General features: G+C 52.4%; 30 protein-coding genes. 21 read left to right on the forward strand and 9 right to left on the reverse strand.

Annotated features, from left to right (window positions below; translation table 11 throughout):
- Nucleotides 1-244: 244 nt before the first annotated feature.
- The gene (locus ACOTX2_RS05120) at nt 245-691 is read right to left on the reverse strand and encodes an ECs1072 family phage-associated protein (RefSeq protein WP_158236390.1); all 447 of its coding nucleotides are present in this window, start codon (nt 689-691) and stop codon (nt 245-247) included.
- A 386-nt stretch (nt 692-1,077) separates the two neighbouring features.
- On the opposite strand from ACOTX2_RS05120, the gene ACOTX2_RS05125 reads away from it, so the two are divergent.
- The 9 genes from ACOTX2_RS05125 (at nt 1,078) to ACOTX2_RS05165 (ending at nt 5,989) form a co-directional block, all read left to right on the forward strand.
- Entirely contained in the window at nt 1,078-1,437 is a 360-nt protein-coding gene (locus ACOTX2_RS05125) for a hypothetical protein (RefSeq protein WP_230373152.1), read from the forward strand.
- Nucleotides 1,437-2,459, forward strand: a complete 1,023-nt coding sequence (locus tag ACOTX2_RS05130) for a chromosome partitioning protein ParB (RefSeq protein WP_080468961.1) — start codon at nt 1,437-1,439, stop codon at nt 2,457-2,459. The genes ACOTX2_RS05125 and ACOTX2_RS05130 overlap by 1 nt, the downstream gene beginning before the upstream one ends.
- On the forward strand, nt 2,446-2,922 hold the full coding sequence (locus tag ACOTX2_RS05135) for a hypothetical protein (RefSeq protein ID WP_063418914.1): 477 nt from the start codon (nt 2,446-2,448) through the stop codon (nt 2,920-2,922). The genes ACOTX2_RS05130 and ACOTX2_RS05135 overlap by 14 nt, the downstream gene beginning before the upstream one ends.
- On the forward strand, nt 2,919-3,122 hold the full coding sequence (locus ACOTX2_RS05140) for a Lar family restriction alleviation protein (protein ID WP_063418916.1): 204 nt from the start codon (nt 2,919-2,921) through the stop codon (nt 3,120-3,122). Before ACOTX2_RS05135 ends, ACOTX2_RS05140 begins: the two co-directional genes overlap by 4 nt.
- Nucleotides 3,119-3,580 carry an ead/Ea22-like family protein gene (locus tag ACOTX2_RS05145; protein ID WP_063418918.1) on the forward strand — a complete coding sequence of 154 codons (462 nt, stop codon included), beginning with the start codon at nt 3,119-3,121 and terminating at the stop codon, nt 3,578-3,580. The genes ACOTX2_RS05140 and ACOTX2_RS05145 overlap by 4 nt, the downstream gene beginning before the upstream one ends.
- Before the next feature lie 3 nt (nt 3,581-3,583).
- Complete coding sequence (locus ACOTX2_RS05150; protein ID WP_063418920.1) at nt 3,584-3,853, forward strand: hypothetical protein; 270 nt, start codon at nt 3,584-3,586, stop codon at nt 3,851-3,853.
- A 35-nt stretch (nt 3,854-3,888) separates the two neighbouring features.
- The gene (locus tag ACOTX2_RS05155; RefSeq protein ID WP_022650818.1) at nt 3,889-4,152 is read left to right on the forward strand and encodes an excisionase; all 264 of its coding nucleotides are present in this window, start codon (nt 3,889-3,891) and stop codon (nt 4,150-4,152) included.
- Complete coding sequence (locus ACOTX2_RS05160; protein ID WP_063418922.1) at nt 4,127-5,269, forward strand: phage integrase Arm DNA-binding domain-containing protein; 1,143 nt, start codon at nt 4,127-4,129, stop codon at nt 5,267-5,269. The genes ACOTX2_RS05155 and ACOTX2_RS05160 overlap by 26 nt, the downstream gene beginning before the upstream one ends.
- Before the next feature lie 219 nt (nt 5,270-5,488).
- Nucleotides 5,489-5,989 (forward strand): YbaK/prolyl-tRNA synthetase associated domain-containing protein, encoded by a 501-nt coding sequence (locus tag ACOTX2_RS05165; RefSeq protein ID WP_023305892.1) that lies wholly within the window; start codon nt 5,489-5,491, stop codon nt 5,987-5,989.
- 20 nt (nt 5,990-6,009) lie between these two features.
- Here ACOTX2_RS05165 and yoaI read toward each other — a convergent pair whose 3' ends face one another.
- A complete protein-coding gene (gene yoaI / locus ACOTX2_RS05170; RefSeq protein ID WP_017384693.1) occupies nt 6,010-6,111 on the reverse strand; it encodes a small membrane protein YoaI in 102 nt (33 codons plus the stop codon).
- Nucleotides 6,112-6,396: 285 nt separating this feature from the next.
- Here yoaI and ACOTX2_RS05175 point away from each other — a divergent pair, with 285 nt between their 5' ends.
- The 3 genes from ACOTX2_RS05175 to ACOTX2_RS05185 all read left to right on the forward strand — a co-directional run bounded on the left by ACOTX2_RS05175 (nt 6,397) and on the right by ACOTX2_RS05185 (nt 10,333).
- Nucleotides 6,397-7,728 (forward strand): glycoside-pentoside-hexuronide (GPH):cation symporter, encoded by a 1,332-nt coding sequence (locus tag ACOTX2_RS05175; RefSeq protein ID WP_063147576.1) that lies wholly within the window; start codon nt 6,397-6,399, stop codon nt 7,726-7,728.
- Nucleotides 7,729-7,743: 15 nt separating this feature from the next.
- Complete coding sequence (locus tag ACOTX2_RS05180; RefSeq protein ID WP_063147577.1) at nt 7,744-9,780, forward strand: TIM-barrel domain-containing protein; 2,037 nt, start codon at nt 7,744-7,746, stop codon at nt 9,778-9,780.
- 106 nt (nt 9,781-9,886) lie between these two features.
- Nucleotides 9,887-10,333, forward strand: coding sequence for a DUF441 domain-containing protein (locus ACOTX2_RS05185; protein ID WP_003857881.1), 447 nt, complete (start codon nt 9,887-9,889; stop codon nt 10,331-10,333).
- On the opposite strand, the gene ACOTX2_RS05190 is transcribed toward ACOTX2_RS05185, so the two are convergent.
- Nucleotides 10,317-11,108: an AraC family transcriptional regulator gene (locus tag ACOTX2_RS05190; protein ID WP_063147578.1), complete on the reverse strand. Its 792-nt coding sequence runs from the start codon at nt 11,106-11,108 to the stop codon at nt 10,317-10,319. The two genes, ACOTX2_RS05185 and ACOTX2_RS05190, sit on opposite strands and share 17 nt — an antisense overlap.
- A 99-nt stretch (nt 11,109-11,207) precedes the next feature.
- On the opposite strand from ACOTX2_RS05190, the gene ACOTX2_RS05195 reads away from it, so the two are divergent.
- Nucleotides 11,208-12,395 (forward strand): CynX/NimT family MFS transporter, encoded by a 1,188-nt coding sequence (locus ACOTX2_RS05195; RefSeq protein WP_023305888.1) that lies wholly within the window; start codon nt 11,208-11,210, stop codon nt 12,393-12,395.
- 31 nt (nt 12,396-12,426) lie between these two features.
- Here ACOTX2_RS05195 and ACOTX2_RS05200 read toward each other — a convergent pair whose 3' ends face one another.
- Nucleotides 12,427-13,134: a CTP synthase C-terminal region-related (seleno)protein gene (locus tag ACOTX2_RS05200; RefSeq protein WP_022647780.1), complete on the reverse strand. Its 708-nt coding sequence runs from the start codon at nt 13,132-13,134 to the stop codon at nt 12,427-12,429.
- Nucleotides 13,135-13,284: 150 nt separating this feature from the next.
- Here ACOTX2_RS05200 and ACOTX2_RS05205 point away from each other — a divergent pair, with 150 nt between their 5' ends.
- Entirely contained in the window at nt 13,285-13,629 is a 345-nt protein-coding gene (locus ACOTX2_RS05205; RefSeq protein ID WP_063147579.1) for a DUF488 domain-containing protein, read from the forward strand.
- Here ACOTX2_RS05205 and ACOTX2_RS05210 read toward each other — a convergent pair whose 3' ends face one another.
- Together ACOTX2_RS05210 and ACOTX2_RS05215 are read right to left on the reverse strand one after the other, a co-directional pair.
- Nucleotides 13,630-13,935: a hypothetical protein gene (locus ACOTX2_RS05210; RefSeq protein WP_022647778.1), complete on the reverse strand. Its 306-nt coding sequence runs from the start codon at nt 13,933-13,935 to the stop codon at nt 13,630-13,632.
- Between the two features lie 80 nt (nt 13,936-14,015).
- The gene (locus ACOTX2_RS05215; protein WP_015570791.1) at nt 14,016-14,270 is read right to left on the reverse strand and encodes a DUF333 domain-containing protein; all 255 of its coding nucleotides are present in this window, start codon (nt 14,268-14,270) and stop codon (nt 14,016-14,018) included.
- Nucleotides 14,271-14,583: 313 nt separating this feature from the next.
- Between ACOTX2_RS05215 and ACOTX2_RS05220 the strand changes: the two genes are divergently transcribed.
- From ACOTX2_RS05220 to yoaJ, 3 genes are read left to right on the forward strand one after another with little or no spacing between them, the layout of a single operon-like run.
- Nucleotides 14,584-15,612 (forward strand): sensor domain-containing diguanylate cyclase, encoded by a 1,029-nt coding sequence (locus tag ACOTX2_RS05220; protein WP_063147580.1) that lies wholly within the window; start codon nt 14,584-14,586, stop codon nt 15,610-15,612.
- Between the two features lie 45 nt (nt 15,613-15,657).
- A complete protein-coding gene (locus ACOTX2_RS05225) occupies nt 15,658-15,756 on the forward strand; it encodes a YoaK family small membrane protein (protein WP_015570793.1) in 99 nt (32 codons plus the stop codon).
- Nucleotides 15,757-15,831, forward strand: a complete 75-nt coding sequence (gene yoaJ / locus ACOTX2_RS05230; RefSeq protein WP_071841870.1) for a protein YoaJ — start codon at nt 15,757-15,759, stop codon at nt 15,829-15,831.
- 53 nt (nt 15,832-15,884) lie between these two features.
- On the opposite strand, the gene ACOTX2_RS05235 is transcribed toward yoaJ, so the two are convergent.
- Nucleotides 15,885-16,133, reverse strand: a complete 249-nt coding sequence (locus ACOTX2_RS05235; protein WP_022647775.1) for a GlsB/YeaQ/YmgE family stress response membrane protein — start codon at nt 16,131-16,133, stop codon at nt 15,885-15,887.
- Nucleotides 16,134-16,502: 369 nt separating this feature from the next.
- Between ACOTX2_RS05235 and yncL the strand changes: the two genes are divergently transcribed.
- Nucleotides 16,503-16,595, forward strand: a complete 93-nt coding sequence (gene yncL, locus ACOTX2_RS05240; protein WP_071524166.1) for a stress response membrane protein YncL — start codon at nt 16,503-16,505, stop codon at nt 16,593-16,595.
- 123 nt (nt 16,596-16,718) lie between these two features.
- Nucleotides 16,719-18,218, forward strand: coding sequence for an EAL domain-containing protein (locus ACOTX2_RS05245; RefSeq protein WP_063147581.1), 1,500 nt, complete (start codon nt 16,719-16,721; stop codon nt 18,216-18,218).
- 4 nt (nt 18,219-18,222) lie between these two features.
- On the opposite strand, the gene ACOTX2_RS05250 is transcribed toward ACOTX2_RS05245, so the two are convergent.
- Nucleotides 18,223-18,468, reverse strand: coding sequence for a DUF2543 family protein (locus ACOTX2_RS05250; RefSeq protein ID WP_022647773.1), 246 nt, complete (start codon nt 18,466-18,468; stop codon nt 18,223-18,225).
- A gap of 76 nt (nt 18,469-18,544) precedes the next feature.
- Nucleotides 18,545-19,795, reverse strand: a complete 1,251-nt coding sequence (icd, locus tag ACOTX2_RS05255; RefSeq protein WP_003857898.1) for an NADP-dependent isocitrate dehydrogenase — start codon at nt 19,793-19,795, stop codon at nt 18,545-18,547.
- 117 nt (nt 19,796-19,912) lie between these two features.
- Between icd and rluE the strand changes: the two genes are divergently transcribed.
- Nucleotides 19,913-20,575 (forward strand): 23S rRNA pseudouridine(2457) synthase RluE, encoded by a 663-nt coding sequence (rluE, locus tag ACOTX2_RS05260; RefSeq protein WP_022650805.1) that lies wholly within the window; start codon nt 19,913-19,915, stop codon nt 20,573-20,575.
- On the forward strand, nt 20,575-21,048 hold the full coding sequence (locus tag ACOTX2_RS05265) for an NUDIX hydrolase (RefSeq protein ID WP_063147582.1): 474 nt from the start codon (nt 20,575-20,577) through the stop codon (nt 21,046-21,048). Before rluE ends, ACOTX2_RS05265 begins: the two co-directional genes overlap by 1 nt.
- Nucleotides 21,049-21,082 lie beyond the last annotated feature (34 nt).

Genomic DNA, 21,082 nt, shown 5'->3' on the forward strand with positions numbered 1-21,082 from the left:
TTGTGAGTAAGCAACATGAGCGAGCAATCAAAGGGTGTAGTTAGCTTAAAAGCTGGATTCATTTACCAGAAGGTAGGGGCTACCGAAGGAGAACCAGTTATCGACGCAAGTGGAATGTCTGATGAGCAGATCTTTGGATGGATGGAGAAAAAGGTTGAGGCAGTAAGGCGGCTTCAGAGTCTGGTTCTCACTAAAGCCGAAATTGAAAAACAATTATCTATCCTGAATACACAAATTGAAGAGGCTACTGCGCAGAGTCGAATAGAAGTTTTTCGGCCAGATCTGGATCCCACTCCTCATCGATAAAATCAGTAAACGTAATTGGGTATCTCCCGGCAATCATTGTTGAAAAGTAGCTTTTAGCCTGACCCTCAAGAGATTCAAGTGATAGTTCATCGTGAAGTGCGATAAAAACATCTGAAAGGCTCATCGCGCGAATCTCTGACAGTGGCCAGTTATATTTCTGAAGAAGTTTGTGGTGGAGAGCTTTAGCGCCGGGGAGTTTGTTAATCGTGGTCTCATGCTTATTGCGATGTGCAGCAAGCAATAAGTCTAGGACGCACAGTTGAACGGCGCGATTGGTTACTTTTGATAATTCGTTAGAGTCAACAAAACCGATGGTTTTGATTTCTCTGATTTTTGCAATGTGCTGCTCCGTTGCGGAGTATAGGTGACCAAATCCGTTAATCATGAGCATTACCCTTCTTGGTTGTGTGAGAACTCCAAGAATACCACCGAGCCTGATGTGGTGAAAAGACAGGCAAAGTTTTGATTGCTGTGTGTAGTCTTGGCGGTCGGCAGTTTTGAATGTCCTTAATGTCGACCGCCCCTTTTACACAACTGAAAGCGCGTTCAGCGTTCAACTTGAGAGGCCGTAGTCGTTAAATCAACTCAGGAGAACGCGCTCTCAATTGTGGAGAAGCTAACTGGCGGTGGCAGCCGCCCGTTTCACTAAGTGCCCTGGTTGGGTGCTTATTAAAACGAAACCCCTTTATTTTTTTGTCGCCAATCGGCGAGGGATTCGTGCAACCAAAATTCAGCGCTGTGCAGAGCGCTCAAAACACGGAGAAACTATCCATGACGAACACACAGAACGTCACCGAGTTACAACCACGCATGACCCGGGAGCAGCTGATCGACGCAGCGCGTAAGGCCGCCCCTCTCCTTCCGCCAGCTTATCGCGGAATTATGACCGAACTGGCTAACCGCCTGGACTATACAAGCGTAGCGCTTTGCGAAGCGATTGCTCAGCGTAAGGAACTGGCTGTTCAGAACATCACCTTGCGTGAAGATGTAGCAAGCTGGGCCAAAGAGTGTGACCGCATTGTTGAACGCCACACGAAGAGCAGAACCAATATGCATTTACTGGAAGCCCAGCGAGAATTGCGTGAGCTGTCACCCATCGTCATTTCCCAAAATAACGAGGTGGCTCTCTGATGGCTAACTCATTCAAGCAAATGACCCGTGACGGGACCATCAAGCGCACCGATACCGGGATGTTCATCAGCCTCGACCAAATCCATGTGCGGGAAGGTTTCAACAAACGCGAAGATGATGAACGTACCCGCCAGGCAGATGATGACCTCTTCAACTATCTGATGAACGGTGGCTCCGTTCCCCCGCTGGAGGTTATCGCCCGTGATGAAGGGGGAGTGTGGGTTGTTGAAGGCCACCGTCGGCGTCGCTGCTATGCGCGCTGTGCAGAAGCTGGTAAGCCAGTAGACCGCATCCACATCATGCCGTTCAACGGTAGCGATGTTCAGCGCCTGGCGCGCATCATGACCAGTAACAACCAGCTCCCGCTATCCGATATGGAACAGGCAGCTGTTATTCAGGAGCTTCATAACGCCTTCAACCAGACCACCAGCGAGATAGCAAAGCTGGTGAATAAGTCTGTGTCCACCGTCGAGAAGCTGCTGCTCCTCAGCACGGCGAACCATGACGTTCAGCAGGAGGTTAAATCCGGTGCTGTGTCAGTCGATGTCGCGGTTGATCGCGTTATGGAGTATGGCGAACAGGCCGGGAAAGTACTCCAACATGATAAAGCTGTAGCGGCTGCTCAGGGTAAATCGAAAGTAACCCGTAGCTCTATCGCGCCGGAGCTGAGTGTAAAGAACGCACGCCGTTTCGTTGAGCTGATGGCTCAGGCCACGATCAGTGATGAAGGCGTCTTCACTCTTGAAGGGAGTGCACTGGCCGAGGCGCTGTCGATTATGGACGAACATAAAGCGATTGCCGAAACGCGTGAAACTTACCGCCTGTCACAACCTGTCCCTGAAACTGAGATCAGAGGGAAAACTCTTTACGTCAGACTTGAAGGTAATGAGATCGGGAAAGCGCAAATCTATCGCGGTAAGAACGTCATCCTTAATGGGATCGTGACCAGCCAGTCAAAGGCTGTGGCCCACTTCGTTAAGCAACACAAATTGCAGCAGGAGCAAAATCATGACAGCCAATAAACTAATGACCGGCGAACAGCTGGATGAACTGATGACTATTGCTGTCAACATGCAACGAGATAGTGAAAAAGTGAGCGACCGCCCTGCTGCTATGTTCGCTTATGCAGTGCAGGTAGCTGTTCTGGAACTGCGTAAGGTTCGTAATGAAGCTGCGGCGCTAGCTGCGGAGAATGCGGGGATTAAAGCTGCGATTGACGAAACTATCAGATGGCAGCAATCAACCGATCCGGAGAATGTCGAAAGCGTTCGAATGCTGGTCGACGTTAAAACCCCAGCCACCGACGCTTTCCTGGCTGAAGTTCGGGCGCAGGGTGTGGAGATGTTTGCTGCCAGCCTTGGAAGCCCATATGTAGAGCGTGGCGAGGAATGCTATCAAGATGGATACACGCATGCCATTGAAAGAATCAAACGCCGTAAAGCTCCCGAGTTCGCCGCCCAGATTCGCAAAGGAGTGCAGTCATGAGTACACAAATTAAACCTTGCCCATTCTGCGGCAGCAAAGACGTAGAGGCGTTCTCGCAGTACGAAGAGGACTGTCCTTACCAATCGGCAATTGTTCGCTGCCACTCGTGTGACGCGCAGTCTGTTCAGATGGTGGGCGCCAACAAAATCAACATGGCTATAGCTGCTTGGAACAAACGTGTCCAGGAGGCCGCCAAATGAGCATCATCGACAAACGTGTATTACGGGAAGCGGCGGTTCGCGCAGGTGGCATGAAGTGGCAATACATGCGCGCGACGCAACATTCGAAAGCATACATAACGGACGATAAAGGTTCGACAGTCATCAACTGCACTGATGGTGATGTTCCAGCCAAATGCGCCGGATTTCTCGAGTCCGCCAACCCTGCCGCCGTGCTGGCGCTGCTGGATGAGCTGGAAGTGGCTACTTATGCATGTAATGGCTGGCAGAGAAAATTTGCGGAGTCGGACGAAAGGCTGGAAGCCGCAGAGAAGCGGATTGCTGAGCTGGAGGAGCGGGAAGTGAAATTGCCTAAGCCCATTAGTGTTTTGCATCGTAGGGATTTCGGAGATGCACACCGTTCTATCTATGCATATCCAGAGGCAGAGGTTAATGCTGCTTTATCCGATGCTGGCATCCGTATTCACGGAGAGGACTAACCCATGAGCACTATTACCAAAGAATGGCTACTGAAGACAATCGCGGAGCTTGAAGAAGAGCGCGATGCTGTGCCCGGCGCAGTAAACGAAGACGCGGCTATGGCGCTTGAGGCGATGAAGATTGCTCTGGCATCGCTGCTTTATGGTAAAGCCGAACAAACAAACTACCGCGCTATTGTTGAGCGGATAGCTGAAATCGTTCACGGAAAAGTTACTGATATCGATCTGCTTACGGTAACAGTTAAGAGCATGAAGGATAAATTACAGAAATAAACACCGGGTGCAGCCGGTTAAGTGGAGAGAAACGCATGGGGCAGTTAGTAACACTTCATGAGTGGGCATCTGGTCCTAATGGATTCAAATATCCATTAAGCAACTCAGCATTAAATAAAATAGCAAAGACCAAACAGACTTATCCGCCAGCCTTAAAGCAAGGTCGACGCTGGGTTATAGATGAAGATGCTCGTTTTGTTGGCATGGTTGGCAGTGTTGATATTTCGTCATCATTATCAGACAAGGCCCGCCAGTTAGTGGAGAAAGCAATAAATGGCAGCTCGCCCCAGAAAACATAATGTCAAAATACCCAACCTTTACTGTAAGTTAGATAAGCGTACCTCAAAAATTTATTGGCAATATCGCCACCCTGTAACTGGTTCATTTATTGGATTCGGAACAGATGATGAAGCGGCAAAAGCTGCTGCAATCGAGATGAACCGTATAACCGCAGAACAAGAAACTCAGCAATCTTATGCTCTGATTGATATGGCAATGAAGAGCTCAGTGAAAAAGGATCAAGGTATACGTGTTTCTGAGTGGATTAAAAAATACATCGAAATTCAGATGGAAAGGTTGCGTGACGGTGAGATAAAAAACCCTACTGTAAAATCCAGACGATTATGTTCTCAGATTCTCGCAGATAGAGTGCCAAACCTTCGCCTGAAGGATGTTGATACAAGACTCATTGCAAAAATTATTGATGAATATAAGGCAGAGGGAAAGCACAGAATGGGCCAACTGATAAGAAGCGTACTAAACGACGTGTTCAAAGAGGCGCAGCATGCTGGCGAGGTTGATCCTGGCTACAACCCAGCCTTAGCTGTAAAAAATCCAATAGCCAAAGTAAAACGAAGCAGACTTAGCATTGAACAATGGAAGTTGATTTTTGAAAGCGCAGGCTCTTTACCTCCTTGCGCTCAAAATTCTATGCTTTTGGCTTTAGTAACCGGGCAAAGGATAGGTGACATAGTCGAGATGAAGTTTAGTGACATTTGGGATAATCACCTTCATGTTACCCAAAATAAAACCGGAATGAAGTTAGCTATCCCCTTAAATTTAAGGTGCGATGCAATCGGGTTGACTCTGGCTGATGTTATTAGTAAGTGTCGCGATAGAGTAGTAAGCCCTTATCTGATCCACCATGTTAAGCATCACGCTTACGGTAAAGCGGGATCTCACGTTCCAGAAAAAACGATATCAAGATATTTTAAGGAGGCAAGAGATAAAGCAAATATTACCTGGCCTAAGGATTGCACTGCCCTTCCGCCGTTTCATGAACAGCGCTCGCTTTCATCAAGAACATACAAAGCTCAGGGTATAGATGTCAAAACTCTTTTAGGGCATAAAACCGAAGCAATGAGCGTAATGTATGGAGATGATCGTGGTCTAGAATGGAAAAAAGTTGTGATTTAAACAGGGAGTTTTGGGGAATTATTTTGGGGATGTTTTGGGGAAAGAGTTTTATAAATTAAATTCAGTCACTTAGAATTTAGCGAATTGCTCCAGAAACAGTCTTCCACCAGCAACGCATGAATCAACAGCCAGCGCTCCCGCTGGCTGTTTTCTTTCAGCCCTCTCCCTCCCGTGCTAATGTAGCAAGCTACGTATTGGCTAATCACAGGTGAAATCGTTATGTCTGATGACGTGACCGGGACGACAACCCATCAGCAGCTAATCAGCTTATTAACCGAGCAGGAGGCGCGCTTTCGTGTGGTGGCGCATGAGGCCGTAGGGAAATGCGAAGCGGTCAGTGAAATTCGCGGGACCGATCTCCGCCAGGGAGCAAAAGCGCTGGTCTGTAAGGTAAAAGGCAACGGCGTTAAGAAACATATTCTGGCAATCCTCGCCGCCGATCGGCAGGCCGATCTGAGCCTGCTGGCCAGCCATTTCGGAGGGCTAAAAGCATCTCTCGCCAGTCCGGCCGAAGTGGATGCGCTTACCGGCTGCGTTTTCGGCGCCATTCCCCCCTTCAGCTTTCACCCGGATCTGACGCTGGTCGCCGATCCGCTGCTGTTTGAGCGCTTCGACGAGATCGCCTTTAACGCCGGTCTGCTGGAAAAATCGGTGATTATGGATACCCAGGACTATCTGCGTATCGCCCGTCCTGAACTGGTGTCGTTCCGTAAACAATAAATACAGAGGCTGGCTAACGGTCAGCCGTTTTCCAGCAGCAGCACGGAAGCAATCAAAATAATCGCGATGATAAAAAACGATGAGGAGATAATCAGCGTTTCGACAAACATAGGATCGTTCATGATGCCCTCTGCTTTGCCCATTTCCTTTTTTTTTACTCCCGCATAATGACAGTTAAATGACAATGACTCGTCCGCGAGATGACGATTTTTCGCTGAAACGATTCGCTGTTAACTCCCCTCCCCCATATAAAGTCACTGTTTAAATACTTTATTTGTTACCGGTATCACGAAAAGAAATTTACGTAACCCCGATGCCAGATCTCGCAATTGTTAACCTTTTCATGATGGTTAACCTTGTTTACGGAGCACCTCATAAATAAACCTTACACTGGCAAGGTGAATACAATGACCGAGATAATTACCCGTAAAGAAAAAATCAGTTATGGGTTAGGCGATATGGCGAGCCATATTGGGCTGGATAACGTCATTATTTTTCTGACGTTTTACTATACGGACGTGGTGGGGTTACCTGCCGCATTCGTGGGCACTATGTTTCTTCTGGCGAGAACCGCCGATGCCATAATTGATCCGGCGATGGGCTATATCGCAGACAGGACGCGTACCCGCTGGGGAAAATTCCGCCCCTGGATGCTGTGGCTGGCGCTGCCCTTTGGCGCAAGCTGTCTGCTGACCTACGCCGTGCCGGCGTCGCTCGACCTGCACGGTAAAATGATTTTCGCCACCGTCAGCTATACCCTGATGATGCTGATGTATACCGCAATCAATATTCCCTATTGCTCCATGGGCGCGGTGATTACGCCCGACAACGATGCGCGAATTTCCCTTCAGTCTTATCGCTTTTTCCTTGCCACGCTGGGTGGTGCGTTGTCGACATTCTTTATGATGCCGCTGGCAGAGTTTTTAGGCGGCGACGATAAATTACTGGGCTACCGCTGGGCGATGGCCATTATGGCGACCGTCGCGGTCGTCATGTTCTGGATCTGCTTCGCCAATACGCGTGAACGTATTAAGGCTCCCGCTACCCACAATAATTATCTTGCGGAACTGCGGGATTTATTACGAAACGACCAATGGCGAGTTGTCGCCGTCCTGGTATTAACCAACATTGGTTTTGGCGTTATTCGCCTTGGCGCAATGATGTATTTCGTCACTTATTATCTCGGTAGCGCAAGCTATTTTATGTGGATGCTCGGGGCGCATATTCTCGGGAAAGCCGCAGGCAGCGCGCTGGCCAAACGTCTGACGCAGAACGTCAGCAAAGTGCAGATGTTTGGATATTGTTCCGTACTGGCGGGGGTACTCAGCATCGCCCTGTTCTTTGCGCCTAAGTTGGTGCTTATTCTGGTGCCCATGACGTTTATCGTCTCCACCCTTTACCAGGCCACCACTACGCTAATGTGGGTGATGATGGCGGATGTCGCCGATTACGGCGAATGGAAACAGGGCAAACGCATGGACGGCGTGATCTTCTCCACCTTCCTCGCCGTACTCAAACTGGGGATGGCGATCAGCGGCGCGATTGTTGGCTGGACGCTGGGCTTAAGCGGCTATGTTGCCAATGCCCCGGAACAAACTACCACGGCCATGTACTGCATCATCGCCCTCTTCACCGTCGTACCTGGCATCTTGTCGCTCTGCGCGTTTGCCACGTTGCGCTGGTACAAGCTCGACGACAGCACAATGCAATCCATCCATCTCGCCAAACACCCTGTTTAGAAGGACGCATTATCCATGAGTGAGCTGATTCAACATTCCAACTGTATCGAATGGCGTTTTGAACGCCAGATCCTGCGCATCGAACCCTGGGGAGAAAACAGTCTTCGCGTCAGGGCCACCTGCTCCCCGGCATTTGATGACGCCTTACAGGCACTGTTACCCGCCGCCCCTTGCCAGGCCGAGATTTTCGCCGAAGCGGAAAGCCTGACGCTGCGCAACGGCAATATTACCGCGACCCTGAACCTTAAAGGTCAGTTGGCCTTCTACAATCAGCGCGGCGAACTGCTGCTGGAGGAGATGTGGCGCCAGCGTTCAACGGTGGGTATCGGTGCCAGCGAGAAGAGTCAGGATAAATATGTCAGCGCTCTGAAGCTGGATGGCCGCGAATTTAAACCGCTGATGGGCGGCAAATATCAGCTCACCGTCCGGTTTGAATCGCGTCCGGATGAACGCATCTATGGCATGGGTCAGTATCAACAGCCGTGGCTGGATCTGAAAGGCTGTACGCTGGAGCTGGCTCAGCGCAACTCCCAGGCCAGCGTGCCCTTTATGCAGTCCAGCCTTGGCTATGGCCTGCTGTGGAACAACCCGGCGATTGGTGAAGCCAGCTTTGCAAAAAATCAGACGGAATGGCGCGCCCGCGTCACAGGAGAGATGGACTACTGGATCACCGCCGCTGACACGGTGGCGGATATCACCCGCCAGTATGTGAAAGCCACCGGTACTCCGCCCCCCGCCCCGGCGTTTATCAGTGGGCTGTGGCAGTGCAAATTGCGATACCGCACCCAGCAGGAGGTGCTTGAGGTTGCGCGGGAGTATAGCCGCCGTAATCTGCCGCTGTCGGTGATGGTCATCGACTTTTTCCACTGGCCGAATCAGGGCACCTGGTGCTTCGACCCCGTAGACTGGCCCGATCCTGAAGGCATGGTCGACGAGCTGCGCGAAATGGGTATTGCGCTGATGGTGTCGGTGTGGCCAACGGTAGAGGCGCGCAGCCCCCTCTACCCGCTGATGAAAGCCAAAGGCTGGCTGGTCAGCAGTGAGCGCGGCGTGCAGGTCAACCTCGATTTTATGGGCAATACCACCTTCTTTGATGCGACCCATCCTGAGGCGCGGAAATTCGTCTGGGATACGGTGAAGAAAAATTACTACGACATGGGCATTAAGCTGTTCTGGCTGGACGAAGCGGAGCCGGAATACCGCGCCTATGATTTTGACAACTATCGCTACCACGCCGGCCCGGTACTGGAAGTGGGCAATCGCTACCCGCGTGACTTTGCACAGGGCTTTTACGATGGGCTCCAGGCAAACGGCGAAACCGACATTGTTAACCTGGTACGCTGCGCCTGGGCTGGCAGCCAACGCTTCGGCGTGCTGGCGTGGTCGGGTGATGTCCACTCCTCGTTCCATGCTTTTCGCAATCAACTCGCCGCAGGACTGAATATGGGGCTAGCGGGGATCCCATGGTGGACGACCGATATCGGCGGCTTCCAGGGAGGGAACGTTAACGACCCGGCATTCCATGAATTGCTGATCCGTTGGTTCCAGTGGGCGGTGTTTACACCGGTTCTGCGCATGCACGGCTATCGCGAACCGCAGATCCAGCCCCCGGAGCGCTACCGTGACGGCATTCCTCAGTGTAACAGCGGTTCGCCTAATGAGCTGTGGAGTTACGGAGAAGAGAATTACGCCATCATGCAGCACTGGCTTACCGTGCGCGAAACCCTGCGCCCGTATATTGACGCGTTGTACCGGCAGGCTCATCTGCACGGAGACCCGCTTATGCGTCCGCTGTTCTGGCACTATCCGAAGGATAAGCAGAGCTGGGCGTGTGAAGATCAGTATCTGTTTGGTGAAGATCTTCTGGTGGCGCCGGTTATGCAGGCCGGTCAGCGTGAGCGCGATGTCTGGCTGCCGACGGGCAATAGCTGGATCGCCCTCAACGGTGAGCGCTACGCCGGTGGGGAGCATATCCGGGTGCCTGCGGCGCTGGAAACCATCCCGGTGTTTATCCGCGAAGGGAGTCCGCTTATCCAGCAACTGGTGGACTGACGTCAGGCAAGTGCCCAAAAATAGACAATTTTTTCAGTAAAGCCTGCCTGCCGTCGCGTTTGCGCGTAAAGTAAGCAGGCTTACTATTTTTGGCAAGGATCCCGTCATGTTCGACCCTACACTACTCATACTTCTGGCCCTGGCTGCTCTGGGTTTTGTCAGCCACAATACCACCGTCGCGATTTCCATTCTGGTCCTGATCATCGTTCGCGTCACACCGTTGAACACCTTCTTCCCGTGGATAGAAAAACAGGGGCTTACCATCGGGATCATTATTTTGACCATCGGTGTGATGGCCCCGATTGCCAGCGGAACGCTACCGGCCTCAACGCTGCTGCACTCCTTTGTGAACTGGAAATCGCTGGTGGCGATTGCAGTAGGCGTTTTTGTCTCATGGCTTGGCGGGCGCGGCGTGACGCTGATGAGCAGCCAGCCTTCTCTGGTGGCCGGGCTGCTGGTGGGCACCGTGTTAGGCGTGGCGCTATTTCGTGGCGTGCCGGTTGGCCCGCTGATTGCTGCCGGACTGGTTTCGCTGTTTATCGGGAAGTCGTAGTCAGGCTGGCGATATAGCGGGCGGGCGTCTGTCCCAGTCCTTTCTTGAACATGGTGATAAAGGCGGTGGTGGAGTCATACCCCAGCGCCTGCGCCGCCTGCTGGACCGACTTTCCGCCGATCAAAAACTGCAATGCGACAATCAGCTGGAGCTGGTGTCGCCAGCGGCGAAAGCTTAAGCCGGTCTCTTTCACCACCAGCCGCGCCAGATTGCGCTCGCTCATGGCAAAGTGGCTGGCCCACTGCGCCAGCGTCTGCCAGGCGGCAGGTTCGTTTGCCATGGTCTCACTCATCAGACGAATTTTCGGATGCGGAGATACCGGCAGCTGGAGATGCTCCTGCGGTTGCAGGGGCAGTTCATCAAACAGGACGTCAACCAGCCTTCCGGTAGCGGGAAGAGGCAGTTCCTCCTGTGACCTGTCCGCGAGCGCCAGCACCAGCTCCCGCACCAGGGGCGATATTTTCAACGTACAGGTACGCTTCGGTAATTCGAGCGCACCGGGTTCAATAAACAGCAGGCAGAGCTGCGCGCCGGGCGTCGCCTTGTTGCTGTGCGGCGTTTGACCCGGTATCCACACCGCATACTGGGGCGGCACCATCAGCATCGCGTTCTCTACTTCACAGGTGATCGCTCCTCCCAGCGCCATAATCAGCTGCCCTTTGCGGTGCTGATGCAGCGGAATGTACTGTTCTTGTGCCACCACGCGGATGCGAAAGGCCACCGCCGCGTCGTGCTGGCTATCGGGATCGTAGCCGTCGAGTCCCAGTCCATACATAAAGTTGTCCGATATTAGCGATAAACTGTCATTTTAGCCTGATTTCAACCACGACTTAAATCGGTATGGTATGCGCTCGCCTGAACGTAAGAGACAATAATGACTACTGCTATTCAACCTTCCGGGAAACAGGGCGCGCTGCTGGTTGCAGGCATCCTGATGATCGCCACGACGCTGCGCGTCACCTTTACCGGGGTCGCCCCCCTGCTCGACACCATCCGACAGGACTATGGCTTAAGCACGGCGCAAACCGGCCTGCTCACAACGCTGCCTCTGCTGGCCTTCGCCTTTATCTCTCCCCTTGCCGCAGGCGTCGCCCGGCGACTGGGCATGGAGCGCAGCCTTTTTATCGCTCTGCTGCTGATTTGCATCGGAATTGGCGTACGTTCGCTGCCGTCGGCCTCGCTGCTGTTTATCGGTACGGCGATCGTGGGCTGTGGGATTGCGCTGGGCAATGTCCTGTTACCCGGATTAATCAAACGTGATTTTCCGGGCCAGGTCGCAAAACTGACGGGGGCTTATTCGCTGACGATGGGGGCCGCCGCTGCCGCAGGGTCTGCGCTGATCGTCCCGCTGTCGCTGGGGAGTGGTGGCTGGCACGGGGCGCTGTTGATGCTGATGTTCTTCCCGCTGGTGGCGCTGCTGCTGTGGTTACCGCAATGGCGCCAGAGGCCGGCCGCCACCCTGACCGGCGCGGGCGCGTTGCACAATCGGGCAATCTGGCGCTCCGCACTCGCCTGGCAGGTGACGCTTTTTCTGGGCATTAACTCGCTGATTTACTACGTCATTATCGGCTGGTTACCCGCGATTTTACTTAGCCACGGCTACAGCGAAACGCAGGCTGGCTCCATGCACGGACTTCTCCAGCTGGCAACCGCTGTTCCCGGTCTCGCCATTCCGCTGATCCTGCACCGTCTTAACGATCAGCGTGGCATAGCCGGGCTTGTCGCTCTGATGTGCGCCGTCAGTGCGGCCGGGTTCTGGTTCGCGCCGGGGCTGGCCGTCGTCTGGACGCTGGTGTTTGGCTTTGGATCCGGCGCCACCATGATCCTCGGCCTGACGTTTATCGGACTGCGGGCCAGCTCGGCCCATCAGGCCGCCGCGCTCTCCGGCATGGCACAGTCGATTGGCTATCTGCTGGCGGCCTGTGGCCCACCGCTGATGGGGAAAATTCACGATACCGCCGGAGACTGGCGCATTCCGCTGCTGGCCTGCGCGCTGGCAGCGGTAGTGATGGCCCTGTGCGGCATGCTGGCCGGGCGTGACCGGGAGATCACACCCCGCTGACATTCAAGGCAGACCTGACGGTCTGCTTTTTTTATCCCTGCGCCGCCCGCAGCATGGCCTGTACCAGCACGACTGGGCGCCCTTGAAGCGCAGCCCGCTCATGCTGGAACAGGGTGATGACAAAGAAAGGATGGGTCAGCAGCTCTGCCGCGCGGATCTCGCCCTGCTCGTCCCAGCCCGTTACGCGCATGTCGCCCCGCTCAAGCTGGCTGGCAAACTCAGACGAGACGCCGTAATTGCAGTGATAACCTTCCTGAATTTCCGGCTTGCCGTACGCTTTGGCAATCAGCGTGTTGTTCCGCAGCTCAATCGCGTCGGTTTTTTCCACCAGCGAGCAGGCCAGCGGCGCAATCACCATCCTCCCCTCGGTATCGGTTTCGGCATGGCCTGCATCGTGCCAGCCCAGCACATTACGGGCATACTCAATCAGCGCATGCTGGAACCCGCCGCAGGTGCCGAGAAAAGGGATGCTGTTTTCACGCGCGTAACGCGCGGCAATAAACGCCGCCTCGGTGTTTTTATACGGGCTTGCCGGTACCAGCCAGATGGCATCGTACCCGACCAGGTCTTCGGGGTTGGTCAGCTCAGGCGTGGCGAGCCAGTCATAATCAGCGGTGAGATCCAGAACCGCAGCGGCGTCGTCAATCGCCAGCGGGATCGCCTGGTGCGCAATAACATCGGGATTGTAATCACCAACCAGCGCAATGCGCAGCGTCGTTTTAACCGGGGAGAGTTCCATGAGAGATTCCTTATGCCGGAGGATTTTCAGATAACATAAGGAACCTCAGACTACCGATCTTTTGCAATTATCACAATACCTTAAATTGGGTGGTTAAACGCCGGGTGCTATAGTGTTCTTGCCGAACGTCGCACGGTAGGAGGAAAACGGATGATTCAATGTAAGCGCGTATATGAACAGGCAACGTCAGACGATGGTTACCGGGTGCTGGTAGACAGACTCTGGCCGCGAGGGATAAAAAAGACCGACCTCGCCTGTGATGAGTGGTGTAAAGCGCTAACGCCGTCCAGCGAACTGCGGAAAGCCTTTCACAGTGAAACGATAGATTTCACCGCGTTCAGTGAAGCCTATCGTAAAGAACTGGCGCAGCATCAGGATGAAGGCAAACGCCTGGCGGCCCTCGCCCGACAGCAGACCGTGACGCTACTCTATGGGGCGAAAAATACGGAGCAGAATCACGCGCGGGTACTGGCGGACTGGCTGCGTGAACTGTGATTAACCGATTGCCAGCTCATCCACGTTGTGTGGCATCTCGTCGGGAGTAAGCGGCATCAAATGTTCCGGGCGAACAAACGCAAAACCGTGCTGATTATCAAAGGCGTAAACATCACCGGTGACCAGCCACAGCGCACGCGCTGATGTATCAGGTAATTGCGTCATGACGCCGTTAACCGGGTTCACAAAACGCTGGCCCGGCTGACAAAGGCCAAACAGCTCCACGGATTTACCGATATTTCGACGGCCCGCCGTCGTACGCGCACCCACAATTATCGCCATGCTGCCCGGTTTTAACTGAAACATACTTCTTCTCGCAAACGTACCGCCAGAAACTGGCTAAGAATAATCCTAAAGAGAAGTGTATCGCAGTTTTATTGCCGTTGTCATCTGGTCGGTTGCGGGTGATCGCGGCGATAGAGATCCCATTCATCGATCACTTCCCCGCCTGGCAATTTGCACTCGGTACGTACGCCCTGCGGGCTTTGTACAGGGATTTGCTCTCCCCCTTTCTCCAGACAGTACACTGACGCCGGATTTGCCATACCAATAGCGTGCGGCGGTTGAGGCGCATCAGGAGGGGTGGTCTTTGTTGAGCATGCGGCCAGCGGTAAAACCAGCGCCAGGAGAAGATATTTCATTATCATGATCCTTCAGGGTGTTGAAAACGTCAGAGTAACGGGTCATCGCCGTTTTCTCCATGATTTCTCCATTAAACCTGCACGATTCATCCCTATAGTGGTGTCTGTTCTCACTCTGACCAGAGAACATCATTCCGTAATCAAGATGTTTTGCCCCGATCTCAACATCGGGGCTTTTTTTTAGCCTCTCCTTCATCCGCTTTCAGAAGAATCTATAAAATTAATCCTGTTCATGTTTTACTATGACCGGAGTCTATATTTTCAGCATAACATGCAGATACAGAGGTCTTCTGCATGGGAGTCAACCTGCCTCATGTCAGATATCATTCTTGCCCGTGTTTCAGAAACCCTCTCCACCGAGCAATCTCTCGACAGTCTGGTGCGTCAGCTACTGGAAATGCTGGAAATTGTGACGGATATGGAATCAACCTACCTGACCAAAATCGATATCAACGCGCGTTTGCAGCACATTTTATATGCCCGTAACAGCAAGCAAATGCAGATCCCGGAAGGGTTCAGCGTGCCCTGGGACGAAACGCTCTGTAAGCGCGCCATGGATAGCGACACCTTGTTCAGTAACGAGGTGCCCGACCGCTGGCCGGAGTGTGAAGCGGCAAAAGCACTGGGTATTACAACCTATATGAGCGTGCCGGTTCACCTGGCTGACGGTTCTCTGTACGGCACGCTTTGCGCTGCCAGCACCGCACAGAAACAGTTCAGCGAGCGTGGCGAGCAGGTGATCAGGCTCTTTGCCGGGTTAATTGGTCAGTACATTCAGAAAGAGTCGCTTGTGCTTCAGCTTCGTGAAGCAAATGCGGCGCTCATTGCCCACTCTTACACCGACGCCCTTACCGGCCTGCCGAATCGTCGCGCCATTTTTGAAAACCTTACCACCCTGTTCTCACTGGCGCGCCATCTTAACCGCAACGTCATGATTGCCTTTATTGATCTCGATGATTTCAAGCGAATCAATGATCAGTACGGTCATGAAGCGGGCGATCGGTTCCTCGTTCAGGTCGGCAATCGACTGACTCACCAGCAAACGCAGGACGAAATTATCGGCCGGCTCGGCGGCGATGAATTTCTGGTTGCCAGCCTGAGTCACAGCGATGATGGCGACGCCAGCACAGAGGTCAACGCTATCAAAACCCGCCTCAACGGCCGTATCACGGGTGAATATGGGTTAGGTAATGTCACTATTCTCTATCCCGGTGCAAGCCTTGGCGTCGTTATTGTCGATCCTCACAGCACGGATGAAGATAGTGCCCTGCGCACCGCAGACCTCGCGATGTATCAGGATAAAAAAGGAAAAAACAAAACAGGCTTTGTCGCGTTAGATTAAAGCCGTACACTCTACGGCCTTATACAAACTCAAACAGGTGATGGCATGAGAATAGGGATCCTCTTTCCGGTGGTTATTTTTATCACGGCAGTAGTGTTTTTAGGCTGGTTTTTCCTTGGCGGTTACGCCGCGCCGGGGGCATAAATGAGAAAAACGACCCTCATCATGCTGATTGTCGCCATCGTGGCCGTCGCCGGTACGCAGTTTGGCTGGTGGTAACGCCCAAAGTAAAAAGGCCGCCCTCAGGCAGCCTTTTTTAACACAGGTCAGATTTAGCTTTTGATTTTTCTGTAGATAAACAGAACAACCAGCGCGCCAATCACCGCGACGACAAAGCTGCCGAAGTTGAAGCCATCAACTCTGCCAAAGCCGAACAGGGTACTGATCCAGCCACCGACGACTGCACCTACAATCCCCAGAACGATCGTGACGATGAAACCGCCGCCATCTTTGCCCGGCATAATCCACTTCGCCAGGATCCCCGCAATCAGCCCAAAGATAATCCAGGATAAAATTCCCATAGCTTTCCTCTCTGTATGGTTTTTGTCATTAAATCAACGACACAGAAAAGGATAGCACAGGATCTGAGAAAGGAAATTTGTGATAAGAATCACACGGTTCGTTTGAGTAAAATCTGAGCAATAAAAATTGCCGTTCCACTCTCATCGTGGGGTTGCATCTTTTACTGAGAAAGATTATCTTTCTCATTACTGAATAGTTGAGAAAATCACTCAGGTATTCAGTACGACATTGCTCACATTGCTTCCAGTATTTCTTGCCCACTTTTAGTGGGCTTTTTTTTGCCTCACCCCACCAAAATCTGGCGTTTTTTCCCAGGAGGTGAACCGCTATTCTCTGTGGCTACTGAACAGCAAAGTGAATCTTATAACATGAACGTATCGAGCAAGTTCGTCATCTGCCTTAATCTTGTTTCTGCCAGTACGCTACTGTTACTGCTCTCGACACGGTTTGAGTGGTTCTGAGATGTAATGAGTCGGCATGGTGGCTTCCCTTTCAATCACGTGCGGGCTCAACGCGCATACTTGTAGCTTTAATGACCTGTGTTAAGATCCCTGCACCTCAGGACGTGGCGGGACAGCAGGAAAATGAACAAGGCCATTGCCGTTGCTATCATCTCAACCTTTATGGTCGTCCTGTCGCTGTATGCGGTTAACGCCATTATCGTTGAGCAGCAAAAGGACCGGCAGAGGGAGATCTCCCACACGCTCTTACGCTATTCCGAAGACTTGACGCAAAATATCGCCAGTACGCTTAAAAATACCTCCGCGATGGGATGCGATAGCGCCAGCCTGAACGTCTACCGTAATTTAAAGATGCAGAGTCTCTATTTCGCCGATGTGGGGTTTATTGAAAATGGGAAAATCACCTGCACCGCATTTTGGGGCAAGCTGGCAAATCCCATCGCCCTTCCCTCTGAGCTTCACAACACCCTGAACGGATTCAGTCTGGCGCAATTTTCACAGAAAGATTTTTTTGTAGGCAATGCGACAATTTATAACCATCTTATTATCTTCACATCACGTTCAGCCTACGATAAATTCTCTCCGGTCACCGCCAACTATTCACTTCGTTCTACCACGAAAGATTTCGACCGAACCTTTTTTACCGTTACGTCACCTACAGAAAACCTTAGCCGCTTGTCGTCACTGTTATTCACGCAGACCGTGACGCAGTGCAGCACGCGCTGGGATTTGTGCGTTACCGTCACCCACCACAATGCCGGACTGGCATCGCTCTCCCGCGTAGTGATGGTGCTCCTGTGCCTGTTTTTATACTTTATCTGGGTATCCCTGACGCTGTTTTCTCTTCGACTTTATGAAGATCGACTTTCTCTTGAGCGAACGCTGGTCAAGGCGGTGATAGCGAATACTATCAGCGTTCATTTTCAGCCCATAATTCGGGTTGCTGATAAGAAAATCGTCGGGGTTGAAGTGTTATCAAGATGGCAGGATAACAATCACAAAGAGGTTTCTCCTGAGCTGTTTATCCCGTTAATTAAAAAAATTGGTCTGTATAACGTTTATTATCAGAACATGATAAAGAAATCCCTGGCGGAAATTGCCGCTCTGGCGGCCGAACATCAGTTAATGATTTCACTGAACGTTGGCCGGACGGAAATTGAAGACGGCAAATTTCTGGCGGTATTACGTCATGCATGCTTAGAGAACGCTATTCCCTTATCGTTAATCAAAGTTGAGTTATCCGAGAATGGCGTTTCCACCTCGGCCATCCTTGAAGAGTTTTGTGAGGATCTTAAATCGGCAGGCGTCAAAATTTCAATAGACGATTTTGGCGTGCAAAACTCTAATCTGGCAAGGCTGTCCAATCTCAAATATGACGAAATCAAAGTGGATAAGTCGTTAGTGGATGGCATCAACGAGCATTATAAACAGGATATCCTGGTGATCTTTAGCGACGCGCTCGCTAAACTGCACAAAACCCTGGTGTTTGAGGGAGTCGAAAGCGAAACGCAATATCAGTTCATCGCGCAGAGATACCCCGATGCCCTCGTGCAAGGCTGGTACTTTTCAAAATCACTAACCCGGCACGACCTCGCCAGCCTGCTGGCTTACTCAGCGCGATGAAGCGTTATTCATTGCCCCATTGATTCAGGAAGTTCGCAATATCGTCAATGCGCGCTTCATCTATCTCCGCCTGGACAGCCATCTCCCGCTGCGCCTCTTCACTGATTTCCTCATTGTTGTATAAGCGAGTGAGCAGCAGCTGAAAATAGTGTGCCAGTGGCGTACGCTCCGCCTCTTCTGGCGGTTTTGCCGTTTCAGTCGCATACTCGTCGACGATGTCATAATACTTGAGCGGGATATCATGGGTCATAGCGTTGTTTTCCGTCTTGTGTGCATAAAAAACGGGAACCCTCAGGCTCCCGTTGTCATTTAACCCAGCGAGTGGATTACATGTTCGCGATAATCGCGTCGCCAAACTCTGAGCATTTCAGCAGTTTAGCGCCTTCCATCAGACGTTCAAAGTCATAGGTGACGGTTTTCGCGTTAATCGCGCCTTCCATACCCTTAACAATCAGGTCTGCGGCTTCGAACCATTCCATATGACGCAGCATCATCTCTGCGGACAGAATGATTGAGCCTGGGTTGACTTTGTCCTGGCCTGCATATTTCGGTGCAGTACCGTGAGTTGCTTCAAACAGGGCGCACTCGTCACCGATGTTCGCGCCCGGGGCGATACCGATACCACCGACCTGCGCTGCCAGCGCATCAGAGATGTAGTCGCCGTTCAGGTTCATACAGGCGATCACGTCATATTCAGCAGGACGCAGCAGGATCTGTTGCAGGAACGCATCGGCGATCACATCTTTAATGATGATCTCTTTACCGGTGTTCGGGTTTTTAATTTTCTGCCATGGGCCGCCGTCGATCAGTTCACCGCCGAACTCTTCGGTCGCCAGCTGGTAGCCCCAGTCTTTGAACGCGCCTTCGGTGAACTTCATGATATTGCCTTTGTGAACCAGGGTCACAGAGTCACGATCGTTGGTGATAGCGTATTCGATGGCGGCACGCACCAGACGCTTGGTCCCTTCTTCGGAGCACGGCTTGATGCCGATGCCGCAATGCTCAGGGAAGCGAATTTTCTTCACGCCCATCTCTTCGCGCAGGAATTTAATCACTTTTTCTGCATCAGCAGAATCCGCTTTCCATTCGATACCGGCGTAGATGTCTTCAGAGTTTTCACGGAAGATGACCATGTCGGTCAGTTCTGGGTGCTTAACCGGGCTTGGAGTGCCCTGGTAGTAACGCACCGGACGCAGACATACATACAGATCCAGTTCCTGACGCAGCGCCACGTTCAGGGAGCGAATGCCGCCGCCAACTGGCGTGGTCAGAGGGCCTTTGATAGCAACGCGATAGTCGCGGATCAGGTCCAGCGTTTCGGCTGGCAGCCAGACGTCCTGGCCATAAACTTGAGTCGATTTTTCACCGGTATAAATTTCCATCCAGGAAATTTTACGCTCGCCTTTGTAGGCTTTCTCAACAGCGGCATCAACCACTTTCAGCATTGCCGGGGTAACGTCTACACCAATACCGTCACCTTCGATGAACGGGATAATCGGGTTGTGAGGAACGTTAATCTTGCCGTTTTGCAGGGTGATCTTTTTACCTTCCGCCGGAACAACTACTTTGCTTTCCATTAACCTCTCCTTCGAGCGCTTCTGGTTGTTACTGATCTTATGTTAATAAATTGTAATGAGCCTTCCGATAGTACCTGATTGTCCGACGCCATGAAAGGTCTTCGTTATTAGGCTATAATGCGGCAATTGATAACGCCTGAAAATACCATGACGAAAACTTCTTTTAGAAAACACCGGGTTGAGCGATTCAGCTCACGACAAGCCACCAGAAGAACGCCAGAACCTCAGCCAACGCGGGTCATACTGTTCAATAAACCCTACGATGTATTGCCGCAGTTTACCGACGAGGCCGGGCGCAGCACGCTGAAGGATTTTATCCCCGTTCAGGGGGTCTACGCGGCCGGGCGTCTGGATCGCGACAGCGAGGGGCTGCTGGTGCTTACCAATGACGGCGTGCTCCAGGCCAGGCTTACTCAGCCGGGCAAACGTACCGGAAAAATTTACTATGTGCAGGTTGAAGGCGAGCCGGACGACGCATCGCTGGCAAAGCTGCGCAACGGCGTAACGCTGAACGATGGTCCTACCCTGCCAGCTGGTATTGAGCGCGTGAATGAACCCGAGTGGCTGTGGCCGCGCAACCCGCCGATTCGAGAGCGCAAATCGATTCCCACCAGCTGGCTTAAAATCACCCTTTATGAAGGCCGCAACCGACAGGTCAGGCGCATGACTGCGCATGTGGGCTTCCCTACCCTGCGACTCATTCGCTACGCCATGGGCAGCTACACGCTGGACTCGCTGGCTAACGGGGAATGGCGGGATGTTACCCCTAAGGAGAACTGATGTTTAAACCCCATGTTACGGTCGCCTGCGTGGTCCACGCGCAGGAGAAATTCCTGGTGGTGGAAGAGACCATCAACGGCAAAGCGCTTTGGAATCAGCCAGCCGGGCATCTTGAAGCCAACGAAACCTTATTGCAGGCAGCGAAACGCGAGCTCTGGGAAGAGACGGGTATCCGCGCCGAACCGCAGCACTTTATCCGTATGCATCAGTGGATAGCGCCTGACCAGACACCTTTCCTGCGCTTTTTATTCGCCGTTGAGCTTAACGAAACGTGCGCCACTGAACCGCACGACGACGATATCGATCGCTGCCTGTGGATGACCGCAGACGAGATCATGAACGCGTCAAACCTGCGCTCGCCGCTGGTTGCGGAAAGCATCCGCTGCTGGCAGTCTGCGGCGCGCCTGCCGCTGGATGTCATTGCAGAATTTAACTGGCCGTTTACAGAGGGTGTCAATGGTGGGGGGGCGTGATAGAATACGCCGCCTTGAAGTTCAATGTCGTGAG

The organism is Enterobacter cloacae complex sp. IR5412, assembly GCF_049237385.1.
GTDB lineage: Bacteria > Pseudomonadota > Gammaproteobacteria > Enterobacterales > Enterobacteriaceae > Enterobacter > Enterobacter intestinihominis.